A 19,299-nucleotide genomic window follows, 5' to 3' on the forward strand; every position below is an offset into this window, starting at 1 on the left:
CTTATGAAAAAAGCAATACATTATTCAGTAGCAGGACTTGCCATCATTCTTGGCGCTTTCTTTGTATACAAAGGCTTAAACAAACATTTCCTTTCGGAATGTAAAGTTTATGAACCAGACAGTCCACTTCCATTAAACTACAGAAATCTTATAACAGCACTATGTACTTCGGGATTTACCAAAGTAGTAGGATTTTTAGAAATTGCTTCGGGAATACTACTCATTATTCCAAGAACGAGATTGCTGGGAAGTATTGTCCTTCTTCCTGTTATCATTACCATCTTCCTTTTCCACTTGCTGATTGACAACCGTCCGCATGAGCTTGTAGAAACAGGTATTCCACTTTTGGCAGCCATTTTGGTTTTTGCTTCCTACTATAACGTTTGGAAAGTCATCGTTGTCGGAAGAAAAAATTAACCTTATCAAATTCCCCCATAATGAAATCTTTATTTTTTGGTGTTTGTATGTTCGCTTTGACGGGCATGCAGGCACAAATTACAATCACACTTGGAAATGGCACCTCATCAGGTACATCGTCTCCAGTTGCCTCATGGTATAATTCTTCGGCCAACGAAAGTATCTATACCGGAACAGAAATTGGTTCAACCGGAACTATTACTAAAATTTCTTATCAGAAAGCCTCAGGTTCTTCAACAACGGAACCTAGCATAAAAGTCTATATGAAGTTAACCGAGACAGCCGCCGCAGGTACAGTTGCCTATACAATTGGAAGTATGAATTTTAGCAACTATACGCTTGTTTATGATGGCAATCTTCCAAATTCTTCGACTTCCGGAGCTATGGAAATTACATTGCAAACTCCATTTGCTTTTTCAAATCTTTCAAGAAATCTATCGGTTTTGGTAATCGGTTCTACCTGTATTGAATCCGGAAGACCGCAATACCGATTTACGACTACGCCTTCCAAAATGTCTGCCGGATTTACAGATGGCAGTATTGGTTGTGAAGGTAATAACTCCTGGACGCCTGATTCGTCAATGTCGCCGGTTTGGGAGCGTCCAAACCTGATTTTGACAGTTACTCCACTACTTACAATCGGAGAAAAAGCAATAGACAAAAATGATATTCAGGTATTGGTTAAAAACGGACAATTGCAGGCTATTTCAAAAAAGGTTGCTATCTCTAACATGACCGTATTTGACGTTTCTGGCAGAAAACTGGCTGAAATGGCAACTAATTCGGAAACCGCTTTGCTTGATCTGAATCTGGCAAAACAAATCCTGATTGTACAGATTAAAACAGCAGACAATACCATCGTTAACAAAAAAATCGCCTTCTAATAATGAAAAAACTATTGCTCCTTCTTTTGCTTGCGACTTCTCTTCCAGGATTTTCACAAAAATGGAATACTTCGCTTTCAGAAGCAAAAACAATCGCTTCAAAAGAAAACAAGCCAATATTGCTCGTTTTTTCAGGTTCAGACTGGTGCGCTCCGTGTATCAAACTTGAAAAAAGTGTATGGCAATCAGACGAATTCAAAAAAGAAGCCAATGCCGGTTGGGTTTTGGTTAAGGCTGATTTTCCAAAAAAGAAAAACAACCAACAGTCAGAAGAACAAAAAAACCAGAACAAAACACTGGCTGAAAAATACAACAAGGAAGGTTTTTTTCCTCTTGTTGTTGTATTGGATAAAACCGGAAAAGTCTTGGGAAAAACAGGTTATGAAAACATAAAGGCTTCTGAATACATTTCACTAATCAAGTCATTTATATCCCGATAATGAAAAAGGCGTTCCTCTTACTTTTATGCCTGAATTTCCTATCACTGCAGGCTCAAGTCGTTCGAAAAAGAACGGTCAAGCTCATGGGTAGTCGGTTTGACATTACGATTTCTGCCAAGTCGGTTACAGAAGCGGAAACCTATATTGATAGTGCGATTATAGAAATCGAGCGTATTGAAAACGTCATATCAGAATGGAGGGAAGAGACATTGGTTTCAGAAATCAATCGGAATGCCGGAATTAAACCGGTAAAAGTGACGGCGGAATTATACGGGCTAACGGAAAGGGCTTTGCAATTTTCAAAAATGACCGATGGCGCTTTCGATATCAGCTTTGCTTCTATGGATAAAATCTGGAAATACGATGGTTCAATGACCGCAGTACCTTCAGAAGAAGCCGTTAAAAAATCCGTACAGAAAGTAGGTTATAAAAACATTATACTGGACAAGAAGAACAGTACTATTTTCTTAAAGCTGCCGGGAATGAAAATTGGTTTTGGTTCTATCGGAAAAGGCTATGCTGCCGACAAGACTAAAGAACTGATGATTTCTAAAGGTGTTCCTGCTGGCATTATCAATGCTTCCGGTGATATGAATACATGGGGAAAACAGCCCGATGGAAAAGAATGGACTGTCGGGATTACCAACCCGATGAACCAGAATAAGGTTTTTGCAACTTTCCCATTATCCGGAAATGCAGTGGTTACTTCGGGCGATTATGAAAAATTTGTTGTCCTGGAAGGAAAAAAATATTCCCATATCATTGACCCGCGTACAGGATATCCGGCCAGAGGAATTTCGAGCGTAACGGTTTTTGCTTCAAGTGCCGAACTGGCAAACGGCTTTTCTACTTCTATAATGGTTATGGGCAAAGAAGCAGGACTAAACCTCATCAATCAGATTTCCGGAATGAGCTGTGTAATTGTTGATGAGAACGGCCATATTTCTTATTCAGATACTATCGATATTAAAAAATACCAACAATGAGATATATACTATTGATTTTCTTCTGCTTTCTGTTTTTGCAATCCTGCAAGAGCGTTAAGGTGAAAGAATATGAGAAACAAAATATTAACGATACTGAAATGAAACTGTCTGCAAGAACGGCAGAACGTCACGAAACCAATTTTCAGGTGTATAGAGAAGGTGCTTCCGGAGCAAACGGCGGCAAAACAGGGGGAGGCTGTGGATGTAATTAATGTTTACTCTAAAACAAACTATTTTCGTTTTTTTAATAAGCATCAGCTGTTTTGCACAGGAAAACGATTCGACCGAAGTACATTATAAGAAAAGAGTTCTTGAAACTTCAGAAATTGAATTTATCAGCAGCTACTATAAGCAAAATGGAAACCATTCAGCGGTTTCAGGCGGTATTGGTACAGAAAAACTCACGGATGCTGCGGCTAATGTAGTACTCACAATTCCGCTGAATGCTGATGATGTCCTTACTATTGATGCTGGATTTTCTGCCTATACTTCTGCTTCATCGAGCAACATCAATCCGTTTTTTACAGACGGAAGTTATGTGGATAACGGTACAAATACCGGTGCTTCCCGACGTATCGTCAATTCTAAAAAAACACAAAGTCGGGATAGTTACAATGACGATGATGAATATGGCAATGGCACCTTGCGTCCGCTTCCGTATGGCAGTCCGTGGATTGAATCGACAGGCGCTTCCAGAAAAGATGTGCTGACTGCGTTATCTGCCAATTACAGCCATAGCTCAGACGACAGGACTTTAATTTGGAGTACGAATCTTTCTGTTTCAAAGGAATATGATTACCAATCTTTCGGATTTGGCGGAGGCATTGCAAAATTATCTGATGATAAAAATTCAGAAATCTCAATTAAAGCCAGCGCTTATCTGGATCGTTGGAAAGCTATTTATCCGACAGAACTGCATGAATATGCCAAATATGGCTTAGGTTTCCGAAACAAAGGCTATTTTAAAGATGTGACCGTCTATGACCAGTATGGCGTTGAATCGACCAACTATCTTCCGTTTTATTTTTCTGAATTTGACAATGAAAAAAGAAACTCTTATTCGCTGTCTTTAAACTATTCGCAAGTACTGACAAAAAATCTACAGGTTTCTGTTTTCCTGGATGTGCTTTATCAGGAAGGTTTATTGTCTACTCCTTATCATAGGATTTATTTTGCAGACAAGGCCAATTATTATATTGGACAGAAACGTTATATTCCTGTTTATGACACTCCAAAAAACAGGGGCGTCTACAGATTGGCAGATGATGTGGAAAGACTTCCGGGCAGCCGATTCAAATTGCCTATTGGCGCAAGATTGAATTATTATATCAATGACCTGATGGTGCTCAGAACCTATTATCGTTTTTATTCTGATGATTGGGGCTTGAATTCCCATACGGCCAGTGTTGAGCTGCCCATAAAAATATCGCAAAGTTTTACTGCTTATCCGATGTACCGTTTTTATACCCAAAAGGCGATGGATTATTTTGCTCCTTTCGAGCAGCATTTTTCGAGCCAGAGGTTTTATACTTCAGACTACGACCTTTCCTCTTTTGACAGCCATCAGTTTGGAGCTGGACTGAGCTATGCAGCCGTATTTTCGCCATTCAGCATTTTCAAATTCGGACTGAAGAATGTCGATTTCAGATACAATCATTATACGCGAAGCGACAATCTGGAAGCCGACATCTTTACGATTGCAATCAAATTTGTAAACCAATAAACCAATTATAACAATAATCTAAAAATCAAAACAATGAAAAAAATTACAGCAATTATTTTATTGATTATCACCGGACTTCTCCTTTCCAATTGTAATAAGGATGATGACAATACAAGAGATATGGGCAACGCTATTGTCGGAACCTGGAAACTGGTTGAAGAATATACTGATGGAAACGCTGTCAGCTTAAACAGTTGTGCGCTTCAGGAAACCTATATTTTCGGAGCGGAGCAGTTCACACATGAGGTCTATTCCAATTCTTCCAGAAGGATGGGTTCACATGATGACGATGATAACGGTGATGACAATGGTGACGATAATAGTGACGACAACAGCGACGATGACGATGATGACCATGCTACCGATGACAATAGCGATGATAATGGCAGTGACGACAATGATGACGATGACAACGGTACGGGAGAATGCTTACTATCTGAACAGAAAATAGGTTTCTGGACAGCACAGGACACTACTTACATCCTTACTATTGACGGAACTTCAGAAAACCTAATCATCCATTTTACGGATAGCAATAATCGTTTTTATTATGAGAAAACCGTAATCATTAACGGAGTTACAAAAGTAAAACGTTACGTCTTTCAAAGACAATAAAACATAGCGTTACTAAATCAAAAAGCTGTCCCAAAGGACAGCTTTTTTTATAGATTAGAATGTAGCTTTTTAAAATAATCAAAGGCTTTTGCCATACGGCTTCCGTACCATGAAAACATCTCGCCATCAACAAAAATGGTCTTGGCATGATGTGTAAAACGTCCCAATTCAAAAGCATGCTCGTCTTTAAACGGAAAAGGTTCTGAGGACAGCAAAACCAAATCAGGATCGCCCTGAATTTTCATTTTTTGAATCACAACTTCTGGATATCTGCCTTCATATTTTGGGTTGTTATCGTAGATATTGATAAACTTATTCAGTTTCAACATTTCATTGATAAAATTATCTCCGCCTGCCACCATATATGGATTTGCCCAGATAAAATAAGCTGCTTTTCGTTCTTCTTTATCTTTAATAAAATTTTTGAAATCGGCTAAGGCAAATTGTATTTTATCAATCCACTTTTGAGCTTCGGTGCGCTTGTTGAACAATTGTCCAAAGTCTGAAATCATCTGCAAGCTGTCATCAATAGTAAGGATATTGGTAACCCAGACCGGGCAGATTTTTTGTAACTCTTCAACGATTTCCTGTGTATTTTCTTCTTTATTGGCAATAATAATATCCGGCTGCAGCAACTTTATTTTTTCATAATGTACCTTTTTGGTTCCTCCAATCATCTTTTTTGTCGATTTGAGATGATACGGATGTACACAAAATTTGGTAATTCCCACAATAGAATCTTCCAGTCCCAAATCAAACAGCAATTCTGTTTGCGAAGGTACCAGCGAAATAATTCTTTTGGGAGCAGATTCAAAAGTATGCGAATTGCCTAATTGGTCGATATACGTTTTCAATAGTTATTTTTTTGATAGTTTACTCTTTATCCCCTCAGGAAATAGAATTGCCAAAAGCACAAAAATAAGCAGGAAATTAAATTCCATGCCGTTTCTTCCGCCACCAACAACAAACCAGCCTTCCGGATAATGAACCATGATGATTCCCATAATCAAAACGAAAATCGTAACGATTGATGCAATCCTGACATATTTATTCAACAAAAGCAATACCGCAGCAACTACATGAGATAGTTTAATCAGCCATGCTAGCAAAACTCCATACGGAGCAAATCCAACCGTATTCAGATAAAAGGTTCCGAATTCATGAATCCCGTTATTGAACATTCCCGGCACGCTATGCATGATAAGGATTATGGCAACTGCAAAACGAAGAATAAAAGTCCTGTCCATAAAAATTATTTTAAGATTTCTTTCATTTCCTGCTGTATCTTGATTGCTTCTTCCCTTGCCTTTTCGGCAAAATCCTGCTGTTGTGAAGCATAAATAATTCCTCTTGACGAATTGACCAACAATCCTACATTTTCAGACATTCCATATTTGCAAACTTCCGAAAGACTACCACCTTGGGCTCCCACTCCCGGAACCAGCAAGAAACTCGTTGGGATTATTTTTCGTATTTCAGCAAAATATTCTGCTTTGGTTGCTCCTACAACATACATCAGATTTTCAGAATTTTTCCACTCCTTTGACGTTTCAATAACCTGTTTGTAAAGCTCTTTCCCATCAACTGATTTTGTCTGGAAATCGAAAGCGCCCTCATTGGAGGTCAATGCCAAAAGTATCGTGAATTTATCTTTTACAGCCAGAAACGGTTCAACAGAATCTTTGCCCATGTATGGTGCAACCGTTACCGAATCAAAAGCCAGGTCTTCTAAAAAAGCCTTGGCATACATGGAAGAAGTATTTCCAATATCACCACGTTTGGCATCCGCAATAGTGAAAATTTCAGGATGCTTTTCGTTGATATAACGGATTGTTTTTTCGAGTGAAATCCAGCCTTTGATTCCATAGGCTTCATAAAAAGCCGTATTGGGTTTATAAGCCACGGCAAGATCATGGGTAGCATCAATTATGGCTTTGTTGAATTCAAAAATCGGGTCTTCTGTATCGAGAAGATGCGATGGAATTTTATTCAAATCGACATCCAATCCGATACAAAGGAAAGATTGTTTTTTGTGGATTTGTTCGGTTAGTTGTTGTGTTGTCATGGTGTTGTGTAGTTAGTCTTATAAAAAAAGCCCCAATAATGAGGCTTGTTTATCTTTAGAATACTTCGCTGGCTTCTTTTAGTTTTTCAGTATTGCTGACTAATTGAAGTTCGTCAACAATCTTATGGATGTCTCCGTTCATGATGTTTCCTAAATCATATAACGTCAGTCCAATTCTGTGGTCAGTCACACGACCTTGGGCATAGTTATAGGTACGGATTTTTGCAGAACGGTCACCAGAACTTACCTGAGAGCTACGCTTTTGAGCATCTTCTTCCTGTTTTTTAGCTAATTCCTGCTCATACAAACGGGAACGCAAAACGGTAAATGCTTTATCCTTATTCTTATGTTGTGATTTTTCGTCCTGACATTGTGCTACCAATCCTGTTGGGATGTGCGTCAAACGGACAGCAGATTTTGTCGTGTTTACCGACTGTCCTCCAGGTCCTGATGAACAGAAAAAGTCGATACGCACGTCATTCATGTCAATCTGTACGTCAAATTCTTCAGCTTCCGGCAAAACCATTACGGTTGCCGCTGATGTATGCACACGCCCTTGCGTTTCAGTCTGAGGTACACGCTGTACACGGTGTACACCAGCTTCAAATTTTAAAGTTCCGTAAACATCATCGCCCGTAACTTCAAAAATAATTTCTTTGAAACCTCCAGAAGTTCCTTCGTTCATGTCTACCACTGAAGTTCTCCAGCCTTTGCTCTCGCAATATTTTGTATACATTCTGAACAAATCTCCTGCAAAAATACTGGCTTCATCCCCACCCGTTCCGGCACGGATCTCAACCATTACGTTTTTCGCGTCTTCCGGATCTTTAGGAATCAGCAAAAACTTGATTTCTTCTTCTAATTCAGGCAATCTTTGCTTGGCTTCATCCAACTGCATTTTTGCCATTTCAGTCATTTCCGGGTCGCTACCGTCAGCAATGATTTCATTTGCTTCATCGATATTGCCCATTATATTTACATACTCGTCACGCTTTTCTACAAGCGCTTTCATGTCTTTATATTCTTTGTTCAATTGAATATAGCGCTTCTGGTCGGCAATGACATCTGGCTGGATGATCAAATCCGAAATCTCATCAAAACGCTGTTTTACAATCTGCAATCTATCTAACATCTTTTCTTCCTTATCTAATTGGAGTGCAAATTTACAAAAAAATTGTTTATGTTCCATGAGGCTTCGGGTTGAGTTTTTTTACTTACTTTAGTCCATAAAAAATCTCGCTATGGAAAATTTCGACTGGACAAAATTCACCAGAAAAATTGCAGTAAAAACTAGTCTTTCAACTCTTTACAACGCATGGACCACTTCTTCAGAAATTGAGAAATGGTTTTTAAGCAACGCTTCTTTTTTTAATAAAGAAGGCAAAAAAATCAATCCTGATCAGGTTGTAGAAAAAGATTTTTCTTACGATTGGAAATGGTTTTTATATGACGATGCCGAAACAGGAAAAATTACGGAAGCTAACGGTACTGATTTTCTTCAATTTACTTTTGCCGGAAACTGCCTTGTAGACATCAAACTGACACAAGAAGACGGTTATGTGTTGGTTGAGCTTACACAAAAAAACATTCCGACTGATGATAATTCGAAAAGGAATATTCGTTTGGGTTGCCATGCGGGATGGGGTTTTTATATGGTCAATCTGAAATCAGTGTATGAAGGCGGATTGGATTTAAGAAATAAGGATGAAAATACATTCCCGATGATAAATAATTAGGATGGATTATCGCATTTTTTCACCAAATGAAAAGCTCTCAAAATACATTCGCTGTTATTGGAGCTTAGACAATCTGGACGATTCAGAACCGCATTCAAGGGAGCGCATTTTCCCCGATGGCTGTATCGAGCTGATTTTCAACCATGGTGATTCATTTGTTACCTATACTAAAAACGGAGCCGAAGAACAGCCAAAAAACTTCATTCACGGGCAGTTAAAAAAGTTTATTGAAGTTCAAGGAATGGGCAAGGTTGGCATTTTTAGCATTCGCTTTCAGCCTGCCGGATTGCAACCTTTTATTGATTTTCCGGTGAGTGACCTGACTAGTATTTTTGTAGAAATTTCAACTATTTGGAAAGACAGCAATTCATTGGAAGAAAAAATGAAGCATTGCCAAAATAATGAAGAGCGTGTTGAAGTTATCGAAAGCTTTCTTGAAGGTAAGCTAAAAAATATTCCGGACAATACCGTAACAGAACATTGTGTTGATGAAATCATCCAATCAGACGGAATGATTTCTATAGAAAAACTGACATCCGACCTAAAAATAGGACAGCGCCATTTGGAGCGAAAATTCCTTTCAAACGTCGGATTAAGTCTGAAATTATTTTCAAGAATCATACGGTTCAATAATGCGTTGCAGCTTATTGAAAATAAAGATTTTAGAAGTTTTACTACTGTTGCACATGATGTTGGCTTCTACGACCAGGCACATTTCATAAAAGATTTCAAATATTTTACAGGCTTAAATCCGAAAAAATATTTTTCTGAAAACCTTGAAATGGCAAAATATTTCAATCTGGAGTAGTTAAGTCGTTTTTTTACAATTTTTATAAATCATTATTATCTCATATTTGTTTTCTATAAACTAAATCAATCCTTATGAAAAAAACTATCTATGCACTAGCCGTTTTGGCAGCCATTGGTGTTACTTCCTGTAAAGAAGCACATGACTCCAAACTTCCTCCTGTTGAAGCAGCTCCAAAAACGTATGCCGAAATTAAAAAAGCCGATTGGTTTTTAGGCCGTTGGGAAAACAATTCCAAAGAAGGCAATCTGTCTGAAATATGGACTAAAGTAAACGATTCTACTTCTCACGGGGAAACTTATTTTGTCATTGGTAAAGACACCGTTTTTTCTGAAAGCGTAAAATTAGGGCAAAAAGAAAATCAGCTCGTTTATGAAGTATCAGTAAAGGGACAAAATGATGAAAAACCTGTAGAATTTGCCTTAACATCCTCATCAGACAAGCAGCTTATTTTTGAGAATCCGAAATACGATTACCCAACCAAGATTACGTACAACCAGATTACAAAAGACAGCATTGTTGCTGAAATTTCAGGAATGAAAGACGGAAAACCGAAATCGGAACAATTTGCAATGAAAAAAGTTCAGTAAGTTTGTTGAAGAACAAAAACAATAAAACAATCTAAAAAAATGGCACAAGTAAATCCTTATCTTACTTTTAATGGAGACTGCGAAGCAGCTTTCTTATTTTACAAATCTGTATTTGGCGGGGAATTTTCATATATCGGAAAATTCAAAGACATGCCTTCTGAACAGCCACTACCAGCAGGAACAGAAGATTTGGTTATGCACGTTTCGTTGCCAATAAGCAAAGAAACAATACTTATGGGAAGCGATACAAGCGAGGCTTTCGGACAGCAGCCGGCTATAAAAGGAACTAATTTTTCAGTTTCCATCAATACCGACAGTGAAGCCGAAGCACAAAAGCTTTTCGACGGCCTTTCTAATGGCGGACAGGTAACCATGCCTTTAGAAAAAACCTTTTGGGGTGCATTCTTTGGTATGTTCATCGACAAATTTGGTATCCTCTGGATGGTAAATTACGATTATGAGCAGAAATAAAAAATCATAGGCCCCGCTAAGCGGGGCTTTTTTTTGCCTATTGCTTAGAAAAAAGTAAAGTATATTTGTGGCATCATTTTAAAAACAACATGAAGCAACAAAAAATAAGAGGCCTGCACCGTGACTTAGGCTATTTCTACATTGGATTGATTATCTCTTTTGCCTTTTCTGGAATATTGATGAACCACAGAGACAGCTGGCATCCTGAAAAATATACTGTCGAAACCAAAGCTGTAACTGTAAAACTTCCTGCTGAAGAATTGATTAGTGAAAAATATGCAGAATCGTTGGGTAAAGAATTGGGAATTGACGACAAGATCAGACGCCATTCCGTAAAAAAAGGAACGTTCAAGATTTCTTTTGAAAACCATGATGTGGAAATTGACATGCTAACCGGAAAAGGAGAAGTAGTAGCTTTCAAAAAAACACCTATCATTAGCCATGCCATGAAGTTGCACAAAAACACTTCGGAATGGTGGATTTATTATTCTGATATTTTTGGTATTTCATTAATCGTAATTGCCGTTACCGGTGCCTTGATGATACCTTATGGAAAATTTACCTTTAAGAAAAGAGGCTGGAAACTTGCCGTAGCCGGCGTTGTGTTTCCGCTACTGTTTCTCTTCTTATTGAGTTAAAATAAAAAACCCTCATTTAGTACTAAATGAGGGTTTTTTATTTTTTTGTGAAGAATTAGTTTGAATTTTCTTCTGTCACTTCTTCTTTAACTTTTGCAGCTGGAGCTTCTTTTGAAACCAGTCCTTTTGCCTGAAGCATATTGTACCAGTTCAAAACCTTTTTGATATCTGATGGATATACTCTGTCCTGATCGTAATCTGGTAAAATTTCCAAGAAATAAGCAGCCAATTTAGCGTTATCTTCTTTATGCGATAAGGCAGGACCGTTGTCTTCTTTTACAGCAATAGCTCTCATTACCTCAACTAATGGTTTTTCCTGATCATATGTATAAATAGAAATTTCTGAAAGTAGGCTGACATTGCTTCTCAAACCAACAGTAATTTTCTTTCCGTCAAGTAATGATTCGGCAACAAAACCAGTACGGGTTTGAAGTTTTAATGCGTAAAGTCCCGGCTTGCCAGAAATGGCTAATATTTTATCTAAATTCATTTTAAATATATTTTATAATTGAAATTAATTTGTGTTCTCCTTATCTGCCTTTTTTGGCAATAAACTTCATCTTATAATCCGGGCGGGTTTTTCCGTCCATAATGTTCTGAAGTTTTTTCTTTATTAACTGTTTTTTCAATGAAGATATTTTATCTGTGAATAAAATTCCTTCAATATGGTCATATTCATGTTGAATTACTCTGGCAATTAATCCATCGAATTCTCCCGTTTTCTTATTAAAATCTTCATCATAATATTCAATCGTGATTCTTTCATTTCTATAAACATCTTCACGAACCTCAGGTATACTTAAACAACCTTCATTAAAGCCCCATTCATCACCTTCTTCTTTAAGCATTTTTGGGTTGATAAAAGTACACTTGAAGTTTTTCAGTTGTTCGCGTTCTTCTTCTTCCAGATCTTCATCGTCACTAAACGGTTCCGTATCAATAATAAACATACGAATGCTAAGTCCTACTTGAGGCGCTGCAAGACCTACTCCATAGGCATTATACATCGTCTCATACATATCCGCAATAGTTTCCTTCAGGTTCGGATAATCCTGCGGCACTTCCTCACCTACTTTTCTTAAAACCGGATCGCCGTATCCTATAATTGGTAAAATCATTTCTTTCGTATTGAATTATAAAGAATTAGCAGAGCTTCTGCAAAATCAGTGGGCAAAAATAGTAAAAAAAGATCACAGATAGTAATCTTTTAATAACATCGAAAGCGTTAAATCTTTATTTTTTTAATTCCGAAAATGTTTATCAATTCCTATCTTTGCTAGTAACCGCTTCACGATGATTCAGAAAGTCCGAAATTTTACCGACAGCACCAATTTTTCCAATGCACTGAAAGTGACTTTGGCATCTGCTATTCCGGTTCTTTTGTTCTCTTACACAGGCAATTTCCAGATTGGTTTCAACATCGCATTGGGTGCTTTTTTGACTTATCCGAGCGATATTCCAAGTAACAGAAAACACCGTATAAATGGTATTTTGGTTGCTGCTCTGATTGTAGCCGGAAACAATCTGGTCGTTAATCTGCTCTATCCGCAGCCCTGGATATTGTATCCGGCTATGGCTGCTATGATTTTCTTTTTTTCCATGATTTCGGTTTATGGACAACGGGCAACACAGGTTTCATTTTCCGCACTCTTATCTATATGCCTGGCTTTTGGTCACATACACGAAGGTTGGGAAATGCTCCAATATTCAGGACTGATGCTTGTTGGAGGTCTGTTTTATCTTCTTATCTCACTGACATTTAATTATATCCGACCACACCGTTATATTGAACTACAGGTTGCAGAATGCTTGCGACTGACTTCAAAATACATGAAACTGCGTGGAGACTTATGGAAAATTGATTCTCCTCGTGAGAAAATCATTGAAAAACAGCTGTATTTGCAGGTAGAACTGAATACAATTCATGAAAACCTTAGGGAAATTTTAATCCGGAACCGAACCCATTCCAATGGTACTTCAGACCAGACCAGAAAGCTGACCCTGGTTTTTATTTCCTTATTGGAAATTCTGGAACTGGCGTTGTCGACTTCTTTCGACCACAGTAAGCTACATCAAAAATTTGCCGACCATCCAAAAGTACTGGCAACTTATCAGAACCTGGCTTATAATTTGGCTTCTACATTGAAAGCTATTTTCAAGAGTTTGGAAAACCACAAAAAATACGTTCCGAAACATTCATTACTGAAAGATCTTGAAGCGCTTGAGAATGTAATTTCAGACTACGAACAGGAACTTGGAAAAGAAAAAGCGTCTGAAGGCGTTTGGATGCTTTCCAATATGTTGCATTATGCAGAAAAGCAGATTGAAAAAATTAAAATTGTTGAGCGTGCCTTTATGCCTAACTTCAACAGCAACGATTATAGAGGAAGAGACAAAAACCTGGACAAATTAATGACTCCTCAATATTATCCATGGAGCACATTTAGAGAAAACCTGAGTTTTTCGTCAACCATATTCCGCCATTCATTGCGATTGACAGCCACAATTATGATTGCATTTTTGCTGGGAAGCCTTTTTCCTTTCCAAAATGTATATTGGATTCTGTTGACGATAGTAGTTATCATGCGACCTGGTTACGGATTAACCAAAGAGCGTTCTTTCCATAGAATTATAGGAACTGTAGCTGGTGGACTGATTGCTTTTGCTATATTACTCGTTGTTCATAACCATATCATTATTGGTGCTCTTGCTATCTCATCAATGATTTTAGGGTTTACCTTTACTTCTATAAATTACAAAGTAGGTGCTACTTTCGTAACCATTTATGTCGTTTTTGTTTATGGAATTATCACGCCTAATATTAATGATGTAATCCAATACCGTATCTTGGATACTGTGGTGGGTGCCGGACTTGCCTTTTTAGCTAATTATTTCTTTTGGCCATCATGGGAGTTTATGAGCCAGCCGATTTATATCAAAAAATCCATAGAGGCCAATCGGGATTATCTTAACGAGATTTCGCTCTTTTATAACAACAAAGGAGAAGTAACAACATCATACCGGATTGCACGAAAAAATGCTTTTATTGAAGTCGGAAACCTGATGGCTTCTTTTCAGCGTATGAGTCAGGAACCTAAATCCAAACAGAAACAATTACAACAGGTTTACAAACTTGCCGTTTTGAACCACACACTGCTTTCTTCTTTGGCTTCTTTAGGGACGTATATCCAAACTCATAAAACAACCAAAGCTTCTGAGGCTTTTAATGTGGTGGTTCAGACTGTAACCAAAAACCTGAATTATGCCATTACTTTTGCTGATTTAGAACTTTCAGGCACTCTAGCCAACGCCGAACCAAATGAAGATCTGGCTATGCGTTTCACAGAATTAAAAAATATGCGTGCTAAAGAATTGAAAGAAGCACATCTTTCAGAAGATGAAGAATACCAACTCAAAATGCAGGAAGCCCAGCTGGTTATTGAACAGCTGGTATGGCTGACAAATCTTTCGGAAAGTATTGTAAAGGCGGCCAAACTGCTGAATCAGACCAAATAAAAAGCCCGAAATCCAAAGATTTCAGGCTTTTATAATTTTCCCTATTATTCTATTATAGCGTGTCTAATTTCAAGACTTTCGCAGAATGTTCCCTAACTTCTTGAAGTAAGGTGTTATTATCATTTAATGAAGTTCCGTAAGAAGGAACCATTTCTTTTAATTTTTCCTGCCATGCTGTTGACTTTTCATGTTCAGAAAAACATCTTTGGATCAGATCCAGCATAATTGAAACCGCTGTTGAAGCTCCTGGCGATGCGCCTAATAAAACAGCCAACGAACCGTCTCCTGCTGTTACTACTTCTGTTCCAAATTCTAATACTCCTCCTCCGTTCTCGCCTTTTTTGATAACTTGAACTCGCTGTCCGGCAGTTTCTAAAACCCAGTCTTCCATCTTTGCATCCGGGAGATATTCTTTCAGCGCTTCAAGCCTATCTTCCGGGGATTGACGCACCTGATCAATCAGGTATTTTGTCAAAGGCAGGTTGTGAAATCCGGCCGAAAGCATCGGAATCAGGTTATTTGATTTTATGGAAAGCGGCAAATCCAAATAGGAACCGTTTTTCAGGAATTTAGTCGAAAATCCGGCATAAGGCCCAAACAATAAGGCTTTTTTACCATCAATCATTCGTGAATCAATATGCGGTACAGACATAGGCGGAGCGCCTACAGAAGCCTTTCCGTATACTTTGGCATTATGTTTTGCAATTATTTCTTCATTGACGCATTTCAACCATTGTCCGCTAACCGGAAAACCGCCAAAGCCGTCTCCTTCCGGAATACCTGCTTTTTCAAGCAATGGTAAAGAACCGCCACCTGCTCCAATAAAAACAAATCGTGTAGTACTTTTAGACTTGTCTCCAGTTTCTAAATCTTTGACTTTTATCTGCCATCTTCCATCTTCTCCTTTTTTCAGGCTTTTCACTTCATGGTGGAATTTCATGCTTACGCCATCCAACGTCTTAAGATAATTAAAGATGTTTCGTGTAAGTTCGCCAAAATTTACATCCGTTCCGATTTTCATAAAAGTAGCAGCAATCAAAGATTTTGGGCTCCTGCCTTCCATCACTAATGGCATCCAAGAGCGTATTTTGTCTTTGTCTTCGGAATACTCCATGCCTTTGAAAAGACCAAATTGCTGAAGTGCATCGTATCTTTTTTTCAAGAAATCCACATTTTCTTCGCCCCAAACAAAACTCATGTGTGGAATGCTCTTGATAAAATTTTCAGGTTTGGAAATCAGTTTTTTCTCAATCAGGTATGCCCAAAATTGTTTTGAAACTTCAAAAGATTCGGCAATTTTTACCGCTTTCTTAGTGTCAATTTCTCCATTTGGAAGTTCCGGAGTATAATTTAGCTCACAAAAAGCAGAGTGTCCGGTTCCGGCATTATTCCATGCGTCAGAACTTTCGGCTGCTGCCATATCGAGCCTTTCATAAATTTCAATTTTAATACTGGGATTCAGCTCTTTAAGCAAAAGACCTAAAGTGGCACTCATGATTCCGGCGCCAATTAGAACCACATCCGTTTCAGTGTGTAAAGTTGTAGTTGCCATCACAAAAAATTTTGTCGTGCAAAGATACTTTGAAAGAAGTTAAAAACTTTGTTATTTATATCAATTTTAAATTACAAAAAGTTTTTTTGACAAAATAAAAATAAAACTTAGAAATTTTTTCTGGATAAGTAATCCTGAAGCATTATTGTTGCCGAAATCTCATCAATCAGCGCTTTATTTTGACGTTGTTTCTTTTTTAACCCGCTATCAATCATGGTCTGGAATGCCATTTTTGAAGTAAATCGCTCATCGACCCTCTCAAATGGGAGGTCTGGAAAATTATTTTTAAATTTTTCCACAAAAGCCTCAATTAGTCTTGCACTTTCAGATGGCGTGTAATCCATCTGTTTGGGCTCTCCAATCAAAACTCTTTCTACTTTTTCTTTTGCAAAATAATCTTTAAGAAAAGTAATAGCTGTTTCTGAAGGAATTGTTGTCAGTCCGGAAGCGATAATCTGCATTTCGTCCGTAACGGCAATTCCGGTTCGTTTTAGTCCGTAGTCTATGGCTAGTATTCTTGGCATTTTAATTTTTCTTATTTTCTGAAATTATTTTTTTAAGCCTGGTTAGCTCACCATTCATATTAAAACAGTCTGTAATGGCTTCTTTATTTGAAATACTATATAACCAACACTTAAAACAAATCTTCGCCATTCCAGTTTCTTCCTTATTCTTTTTAAATATAAAGATATCTCTGTAAATAGGCTCACAAGCGGCCATAGAAAATTGGTCACACCTCTTTTCCGAAAAAACCTGTGTTCTCAGCTCATCATAATACTTAGAATTGATCGTATTTTCTTCTTTCTCAACTGATTTAATAGCTTCTTTGAACTTTATTTTTTCTTCTTTAGTTTCTGGACAAGGCTCTCTTAGCAAAAATTCAAATATTTTACCTTTTTCAGAAATTGTATCTGCTAAAATCAAATCATAATATTCATTTTCGTCAATTGGAATATGATAATGTATAATTTCATCAAAATCAAAAAAAGGCTTATTTTGGGTTATCTTTTTATTAATATCTTCCATAGACCCATAAGACGAACTTTCTTCTTTCTTACAAGAAATTGCCAAAAACACCAATAACAAGGGAACTAATATTTTCATAAATCAAATTAGATTGCCAAAATTACATTTTTAATTTTCCTAATCTCAAAAGCATCGGAAAAACAACCGTTTTATCTCCCATTATCCAGGAAATTTCCAATTCTTTACGAATTAAATCGATTGGATTTTCATTATGATGTGCTTTATAATGTTCCACTGCAGACCACGTTTCCAGATAACCTACAAGCTGCTCAAAAGTCCAGGTAAATTTATTTTGGAAATGGAGTGTTTCCCATTCCTTAAATGGAAAAGGAATCGTTTGGTAATTTTCATCCAGATATTTTCGTTCAGCATCCCAAAATGGGCCTACAATATTATAATAAAAATCAGAAAGTATCTTATCTGATTCGGGATTGGTATGAAAAAGCCCATAACCAATTACTGCAATAATTCCCTCAGGTTTTAGTATGCGATATACTTCGGCATAAAATTGGTCGAAATCAAACCAATGGATTGCCTGGGCCACTGTAATAAGGTCAAATTGTTTGTCATGAAAATCGGTTTTTTCCGCAGGAAGTTTTTTGTAAATCACATTCAGCAGCCGTTTGGCATGAAGCAATTGGTTTTCACTTATATCTGTAGCATATACCGTTTCAAAATATTCGGATAGCAGTTGGGCAACCTGTCCATTCCCTGTTGCCACATCCAAAGCCATTTCTCTCGATTCTGTAAATGAAACGATGTGTTCTATTAGTTCCGGCGGATAGGACGGCCTGAACTTAGAATATCCTGAAGCCTGATTTGAAAAATTATCTTTCATATGAAATAAGCTGTTTTACAAATTTACGTAAAAGTTAATCGTTTAACCCTGGCAGAGTTTAAAACTCTGTCAGGGTTGAAAACTAAAAAAACATATCTTTGCTGAAAATCAAATTTTATGAGCACTTTGCAGACAATTATAGAGCAGGCATGGGAAAATAGAGCACTGCTTCAGGAAGAGAAAACAACAACAGCAATTCGTGAGGTTATCGAACTGTTAGACAGTGGAAAATTACGCGTAGCTGAACCAATTGCTGATGGATGGCAAGTAAACGAATGGGTAAAGAAAGCTGTCGTAATGTACTTCCCTATTCAAAAAATGGAAACTCTTGAAGCCGGAATTTTTGAATATCATGACAAAATGCCTTTGAAAAGAGGCTATGCTGAAAAAGGAATTCGTGTTGTTCCTAATGCTGTGGCTCGCCATGGAGCTTATATTTCAAGCGGTGTTATTTTAATGCCAAGCTATGTTAATATTGGTGCTTATGTAGATGAAGGTACGATGGTGGATACATGGGCTACTGTAGGCAGCTGTGCACAGATTGGTAAGAATGTACATTTGAGTGGCGGCGTAGGAATTGGTGGTGTTTTAGAACCATTGCAAGCAGCTCCGGTAATCATTGAAGATGGTGCTTTTATTGGTTCAAGATGTATAGTTGTAGAAGGTGTTCGTGTTGAAACCGAAGCTGTTCTTGGTGCGAATGTATGCTTGACGGCATCTACAAAAATTATAGATGTGACCGGCGACGAACCTGTAGAAATGAAAGGCGTTGTACCTGCACGTTCAGTTGTGATTCCCGGCAGTTATACTAAAAAATTTGCTGCAGGAGAGTTTCAGGTTCCTTGTGCTTTGATTATCGGAAAAAGAAAACCTTCTACAGATTTGAAGACTTCCTTAAACAACGCACTGAGAGAATACGATGTAGCAGTATAATTTAATTAGGAATTAAAAATTAGGAATTACGAGTTTTGCCAAGCAGATCACCCTCAATTCG

24 protein-coding genes are annotated in these 19,299 nt (G+C 37.6%); 14 read left to right on the plus strand and 10 right to left on the minus strand.

Going from position 1 to position 19,299, the window contains the following annotated elements; translation table 11 throughout:
* Window positions 1-3 precede the first annotated feature (3 nt).
* The 7 genes from ABH942_RS02110 to ABH942_RS02140 are packed head-to-tail and all read left to right on the plus strand — an operon-like array spanning window position 4 to window position 5,065.
* On the plus strand, window positions 4-417 hold the full coding sequence (locus ABH942_RS02110; RefSeq protein ID WP_370029345.1) for a DoxX family protein: 414 nt from the start codon (window positions 4-6) through the stop codon (window positions 415-417).
* A 20-nt stretch (window positions 418-437) separates the two neighbouring features.
* The gene (locus ABH942_RS02115) at window positions 438-1,301 is read left to right on the plus strand and encodes a T9SS sorting signal type C domain-containing protein (RefSeq protein ID WP_370029346.1); all 864 of its coding nucleotides are present in this window, start codon (window positions 438-440) and stop codon (window positions 1,299-1,301) included.
* 2 nt (window positions 1,302-1,303) lie between these two features.
* Entirely contained in the window at window positions 1,304-1,741 is a 438-nt protein-coding gene (locus ABH942_RS02120; protein WP_370029347.1) for a thioredoxin family protein, read from the plus strand.
* Window positions 1,741-2,727 (plus strand): FAD:protein FMN transferase, encoded by a 987-nt coding sequence (locus ABH942_RS02125; RefSeq protein WP_370029348.1) that lies wholly within the window; start codon window positions 1,741-1,743, stop codon window positions 2,725-2,727. The genes ABH942_RS02120 and ABH942_RS02125 overlap by 1 nt, the downstream gene beginning before the upstream one ends.
* Window positions 2,724-2,939: a DUF4266 domain-containing protein gene (locus tag ABH942_RS02130; protein WP_370029349.1), complete on the plus strand. Its 216-nt coding sequence runs from the start codon at window positions 2,724-2,726 to the stop codon at window positions 2,937-2,939. The genes ABH942_RS02125 and ABH942_RS02130 overlap by 4 nt, the downstream gene beginning before the upstream one ends.
* The gene (locus ABH942_RS02135) at window positions 2,939-4,450 is read left to right on the plus strand and encodes a DUF3570 domain-containing protein (protein WP_370029350.1); all 1,512 of its coding nucleotides are present in this window, start codon (window positions 2,939-2,941) and stop codon (window positions 4,448-4,450) included. Before ABH942_RS02130 ends, ABH942_RS02135 begins: the two co-directional genes overlap by 1 nt.
* 33 nt (window positions 4,451-4,483) lie before the next feature.
* Window positions 4,484-5,065 carry a hypothetical protein gene (locus tag ABH942_RS02140; RefSeq protein WP_370029351.1) on the plus strand — a complete coding sequence of 194 codons (582 nt, stop codon included), beginning with the start codon at window positions 4,484-4,486 and terminating at the stop codon, window positions 5,063-5,065.
* A 47-nt stretch (window positions 5,066-5,112) separates the two neighbouring features.
* Here ABH942_RS02140 and ABH942_RS02145 read toward each other — a convergent pair whose 3' ends face one another.
* Genes ABH942_RS02145 through prfA form a run of 4 tightly spaced genes read right to left on the minus strand, consistent with a single transcriptional unit; the run spans window position 5,113 to window position 8,262 of the window.
* Complete coding sequence (locus tag ABH942_RS02145; RefSeq protein ID WP_370029352.1) at window positions 5,113-5,919, minus strand: ABC transporter substrate-binding protein; 807 nt, start codon at window positions 5,917-5,919, stop codon at window positions 5,113-5,115.
* Between the two features lie 3 nt (window positions 5,920-5,922).
* Window positions 5,923-6,312, minus strand: coding sequence for a DoxX family protein (locus tag ABH942_RS02150; RefSeq protein ID WP_370029353.1), 390 nt, complete (start codon window positions 6,310-6,312; stop codon window positions 5,923-5,925).
* 5 nt (window positions 6,313-6,317) lie between these two features.
* Window positions 6,318-7,130: an orotidine-5'-phosphate decarboxylase gene (gene pyrF, locus ABH942_RS02155; protein WP_370029354.1), complete on the minus strand. Its 813-nt coding sequence runs from the start codon at window positions 7,128-7,130 to the stop codon at window positions 6,318-6,320.
* 55 nt (window positions 7,131-7,185) lie between these two features.
* Window positions 7,186-8,262 (minus strand): peptide chain release factor 1, encoded by a 1,077-nt coding sequence (gene prfA, locus ABH942_RS02160; RefSeq protein WP_370029434.1) that lies wholly within the window; start codon window positions 8,260-8,262, stop codon window positions 7,186-7,188.
* 109 nt (window positions 8,263-8,371) lie between these two features.
* On the opposite strand from prfA, the gene ABH942_RS02165 reads away from it, so the two are divergent.
* The 5 genes from ABH942_RS02165 (at window position 8,372) to ABH942_RS02185 (ending at window position 11,373) form a co-directional block, all read left to right on the plus strand.
* Window positions 8,372-8,866, plus strand: coding sequence for an SRPBCC domain-containing protein (locus tag ABH942_RS02165; RefSeq protein ID WP_370029355.1), 495 nt, complete (start codon window positions 8,372-8,374; stop codon window positions 8,864-8,866).
* A gap of 1 nt (window position 8,867) precedes the next feature.
* Window positions 8,868-9,674 (plus strand): DUF6597 domain-containing transcriptional factor, encoded by an 807-nt coding sequence (locus ABH942_RS02170; RefSeq protein ID WP_370029356.1) that lies wholly within the window; start codon window positions 8,868-8,870, stop codon window positions 9,672-9,674.
* A gap of 74 nt (window positions 9,675-9,748) precedes the next feature.
* Window positions 9,749-10,264: a DUF6265 family protein gene (locus ABH942_RS02175; protein ID WP_370029357.1), complete on the plus strand. Its 516-nt coding sequence runs from the start codon at window positions 9,749-9,751 to the stop codon at window positions 10,262-10,264.
* Window positions 10,265-10,303: 39 nt separating this feature from the next.
* Window positions 10,304-10,735 (plus strand): VOC family protein, encoded by a 432-nt coding sequence (locus ABH942_RS02180; RefSeq protein ID WP_370029358.1) that lies wholly within the window; start codon window positions 10,304-10,306, stop codon window positions 10,733-10,735.
* A gap of 89 nt (window positions 10,736-10,824) precedes the next feature.
* On the plus strand, window positions 10,825-11,373 hold the full coding sequence (locus ABH942_RS02185) for a PepSY-associated TM helix domain-containing protein (protein WP_370029359.1): 549 nt from the start codon (window positions 10,825-10,827) through the stop codon (window positions 11,371-11,373).
* Between the two features lie 55 nt (window positions 11,374-11,428).
* Here ABH942_RS02185 and ABH942_RS02190 read toward each other — a convergent pair whose 3' ends face one another.
* Together ABH942_RS02190 and def are read right to left on the minus strand one after the other, a co-directional pair.
* Window positions 11,429-11,863, minus strand: a complete 435-nt coding sequence (locus ABH942_RS02190) for a DUF5606 domain-containing protein (protein WP_370029360.1) — start codon at window positions 11,861-11,863, stop codon at window positions 11,429-11,431.
* Window positions 11,864-11,903: 40 nt separating this feature from the next.
* Window positions 11,904-12,491 carry a peptide deformylase gene (gene def, locus ABH942_RS02195; protein WP_370029361.1) on the minus strand — a complete coding sequence of 196 codons (588 nt, stop codon included), beginning with the start codon at window positions 12,489-12,491 and terminating at the stop codon, window positions 11,904-11,906.
* A gap of 175 nt (window positions 12,492-12,666) precedes the next feature.
* On the opposite strand from def, the gene ABH942_RS02200 reads away from it, so the two are divergent.
* Window positions 12,667-14,889 (plus strand): FUSC family membrane protein, encoded by a 2,223-nt coding sequence (locus ABH942_RS02200; protein ID WP_370029362.1) that lies wholly within the window; start codon window positions 12,667-12,669, stop codon window positions 14,887-14,889.
* Window positions 14,890-14,941: 52 nt separating this feature from the next.
* Here the strand turns inward: ABH942_RS02200 and ABH942_RS02205 are convergent, their stop codons facing one another.
* From ABH942_RS02205 to ABH942_RS02220, 4 genes are all read right to left on the minus strand, one after another.
* Complete coding sequence (locus tag ABH942_RS02205) at window positions 14,942-16,441, minus strand: malate:quinone oxidoreductase (RefSeq protein ID WP_370029363.1); 1,500 nt, start codon at window positions 16,439-16,441, stop codon at window positions 14,942-14,944.
* Between the two features lie 107 nt (window positions 16,442-16,548).
* On the minus strand, window positions 16,549-16,965 hold the full coding sequence (ruvX, locus tag ABH942_RS02210) for a Holliday junction resolvase RuvX (protein WP_370029364.1): 417 nt from the start codon (window positions 16,963-16,965) through the stop codon (window positions 16,549-16,551).
* A 1-nt stretch (window position 16,966) separates the two neighbouring features.
* On the minus strand, window positions 16,967-17,545 hold the full coding sequence (locus ABH942_RS02215; protein WP_370029365.1) for a hypothetical protein: 579 nt from the start codon (window positions 17,543-17,545) through the stop codon (window positions 16,967-16,969).
* 22 nt (window positions 17,546-17,567) lie between these two features.
* The gene (locus ABH942_RS02220) at window positions 17,568-18,305 is read right to left on the minus strand and encodes a methyltransferase domain-containing protein (RefSeq protein WP_370029366.1); all 738 of its coding nucleotides are present in this window, start codon (window positions 18,303-18,305) and stop codon (window positions 17,568-17,570) included.
* Between the two features lie 117 nt (window positions 18,306-18,422).
* On the opposite strand from ABH942_RS02220, the gene ABH942_RS02225 reads away from it, so the two are divergent.
* On the plus strand, window positions 18,423-19,238 hold the full coding sequence (locus tag ABH942_RS02225) for a 2,3,4,5-tetrahydropyridine-2,6-dicarboxylate N-succinyltransferase (RefSeq protein WP_370029367.1): 816 nt from the start codon (window positions 18,423-18,425) through the stop codon (window positions 19,236-19,238).
* Window positions 19,239-19,299: the final 61 nt, after the last annotated feature.

It is taken from the genome of Flavobacterium sp. 28YEA47A (genome assembly GCF_041262125.1).
Taxonomy (GTDB): Bacteria; Bacteroidota; Bacteroidia; order Flavobacteriales; family Flavobacteriaceae; genus Flavobacterium.

Coding starts and splice junctions, on each gene's coding strand:
- ABH942_RS02110 (WP_370029345.1), top strand. CDS start 4: ATGAAAAAAGCAATACATTATTCAGTAGCAGGACTTGCCATCATTCTT.
- ABH942_RS02115 (WP_370029346.1), top strand. CDS start 438: ATGAAATCTTTATTTTTTGGTGTTTGTATGTTCGCTTTGACGGGCATG.
- ABH942_RS02120 (WP_370029347.1), top strand. CDS start 1,304: ATGAAAAAACTATTGCTCCTTCTTTTGCTTGCGACTTCTCTTCCAGGA.
- ABH942_RS02125 (WP_370029348.1), top strand. CDS start 1,741: ATGAAAAAGGCGTTCCTCTTACTTTTATGCCTGAATTTCCTATCACTG.
- ABH942_RS02130 (WP_370029349.1), top strand. CDS start 2,724: ATGAGATATATACTATTGATTTTCTTCTGCTTTCTGTTTTTGCAATCC.
- ABH942_RS02135 (WP_370029350.1), top strand. CDS start 2,939: ATGTTTACTCTAAAACAAACTATTTTCGTTTTTTTAATAAGCATCAGC.
- ABH942_RS02140 (WP_370029351.1), top strand. CDS start 4,484: ATGAAAAAAATTACAGCAATTATTTTATTGATTATCACCGGACTTCTC.
- ABH942_RS02150 (WP_370029353.1), bottom strand. CDS start 6,312: ATGGACAGGACTTTTATTCTTCGTTTTGCAGTTGCCATAATCCTTATC.
- pyrF (WP_370029354.1), bottom strand. CDS start 7,130: ATGACAACACAACAACTAACCGAACAAATCCACAAAAAACAATCTTTC.
- prfA (WP_370029434.1), bottom strand. CDS start 8,262: ATGTTAGATAGATTGCAGATTGTAAAACAGCGTTTTGATGAGATTTCG.
- ABH942_RS02165 (WP_370029355.1), top strand. CDS start 8,372: ATGGAAAATTTCGACTGGACAAAATTCACCAGAAAAATTGCAGTAAAA.
- ABH942_RS02170 (WP_370029356.1), top strand. CDS start 8,868: ATGGATTATCGCATTTTTTCACCAAATGAAAAGCTCTCAAAATACATT.
- ABH942_RS02175 (WP_370029357.1), top strand. CDS start 9,749: ATGAAAAAAACTATCTATGCACTAGCCGTTTTGGCAGCCATTGGTGTT.
- ABH942_RS02180 (WP_370029358.1), top strand. CDS start 10,304: ATGGCACAAGTAAATCCTTATCTTACTTTTAATGGAGACTGCGAAGCA.
- ABH942_RS02185 (WP_370029359.1), top strand. CDS start 10,825: ATGAAGCAACAAAAAATAAGAGGCCTGCACCGTGACTTAGGCTATTTC.
- ABH942_RS02190 (WP_370029360.1), bottom strand. CDS start 11,863: ATGAATTTAGATAAAATATTAGCCATTTCTGGCAAGCCGGGACTTTAC.
- def (WP_370029361.1), bottom strand. CDS start 12,491: ATGATTTTACCAATTATAGGATACGGCGATCCGGTTTTAAGAAAAGTA.
- ABH942_RS02200 (WP_370029362.1), top strand. CDS start 12,667: ATGATTCAGAAAGTCCGAAATTTTACCGACAGCACCAATTTTTCCAAT.
- ABH942_RS02205 (WP_370029363.1), bottom strand. CDS start 16,441: ATGGCAACTACAACTTTACACACTGAAACGGATGTGGTTCTAATTGGC.
- ruvX (WP_370029364.1), bottom strand. CDS start 16,965: ATGCCAAGAATACTAGCCATAGACTACGGACTAAAACGAACCGGAATT.
- ABH942_RS02215 (WP_370029365.1), bottom strand. CDS start 17,545: ATGAAAATATTAGTTCCCTTGTTATTGGTGTTTTTGGCAATTTCTTGT.
- ABH942_RS02220 (WP_370029366.1), bottom strand. CDS start 18,305: ATGAAAGATAATTTTTCAAATCAGGCTTCAGGATATTCTAAGTTCAGG.
- ABH942_RS02225 (WP_370029367.1), top strand. CDS start 18,423: ATGAGCACTTTGCAGACAATTATAGAGCAGGCATGGGAAAATAGAGCA.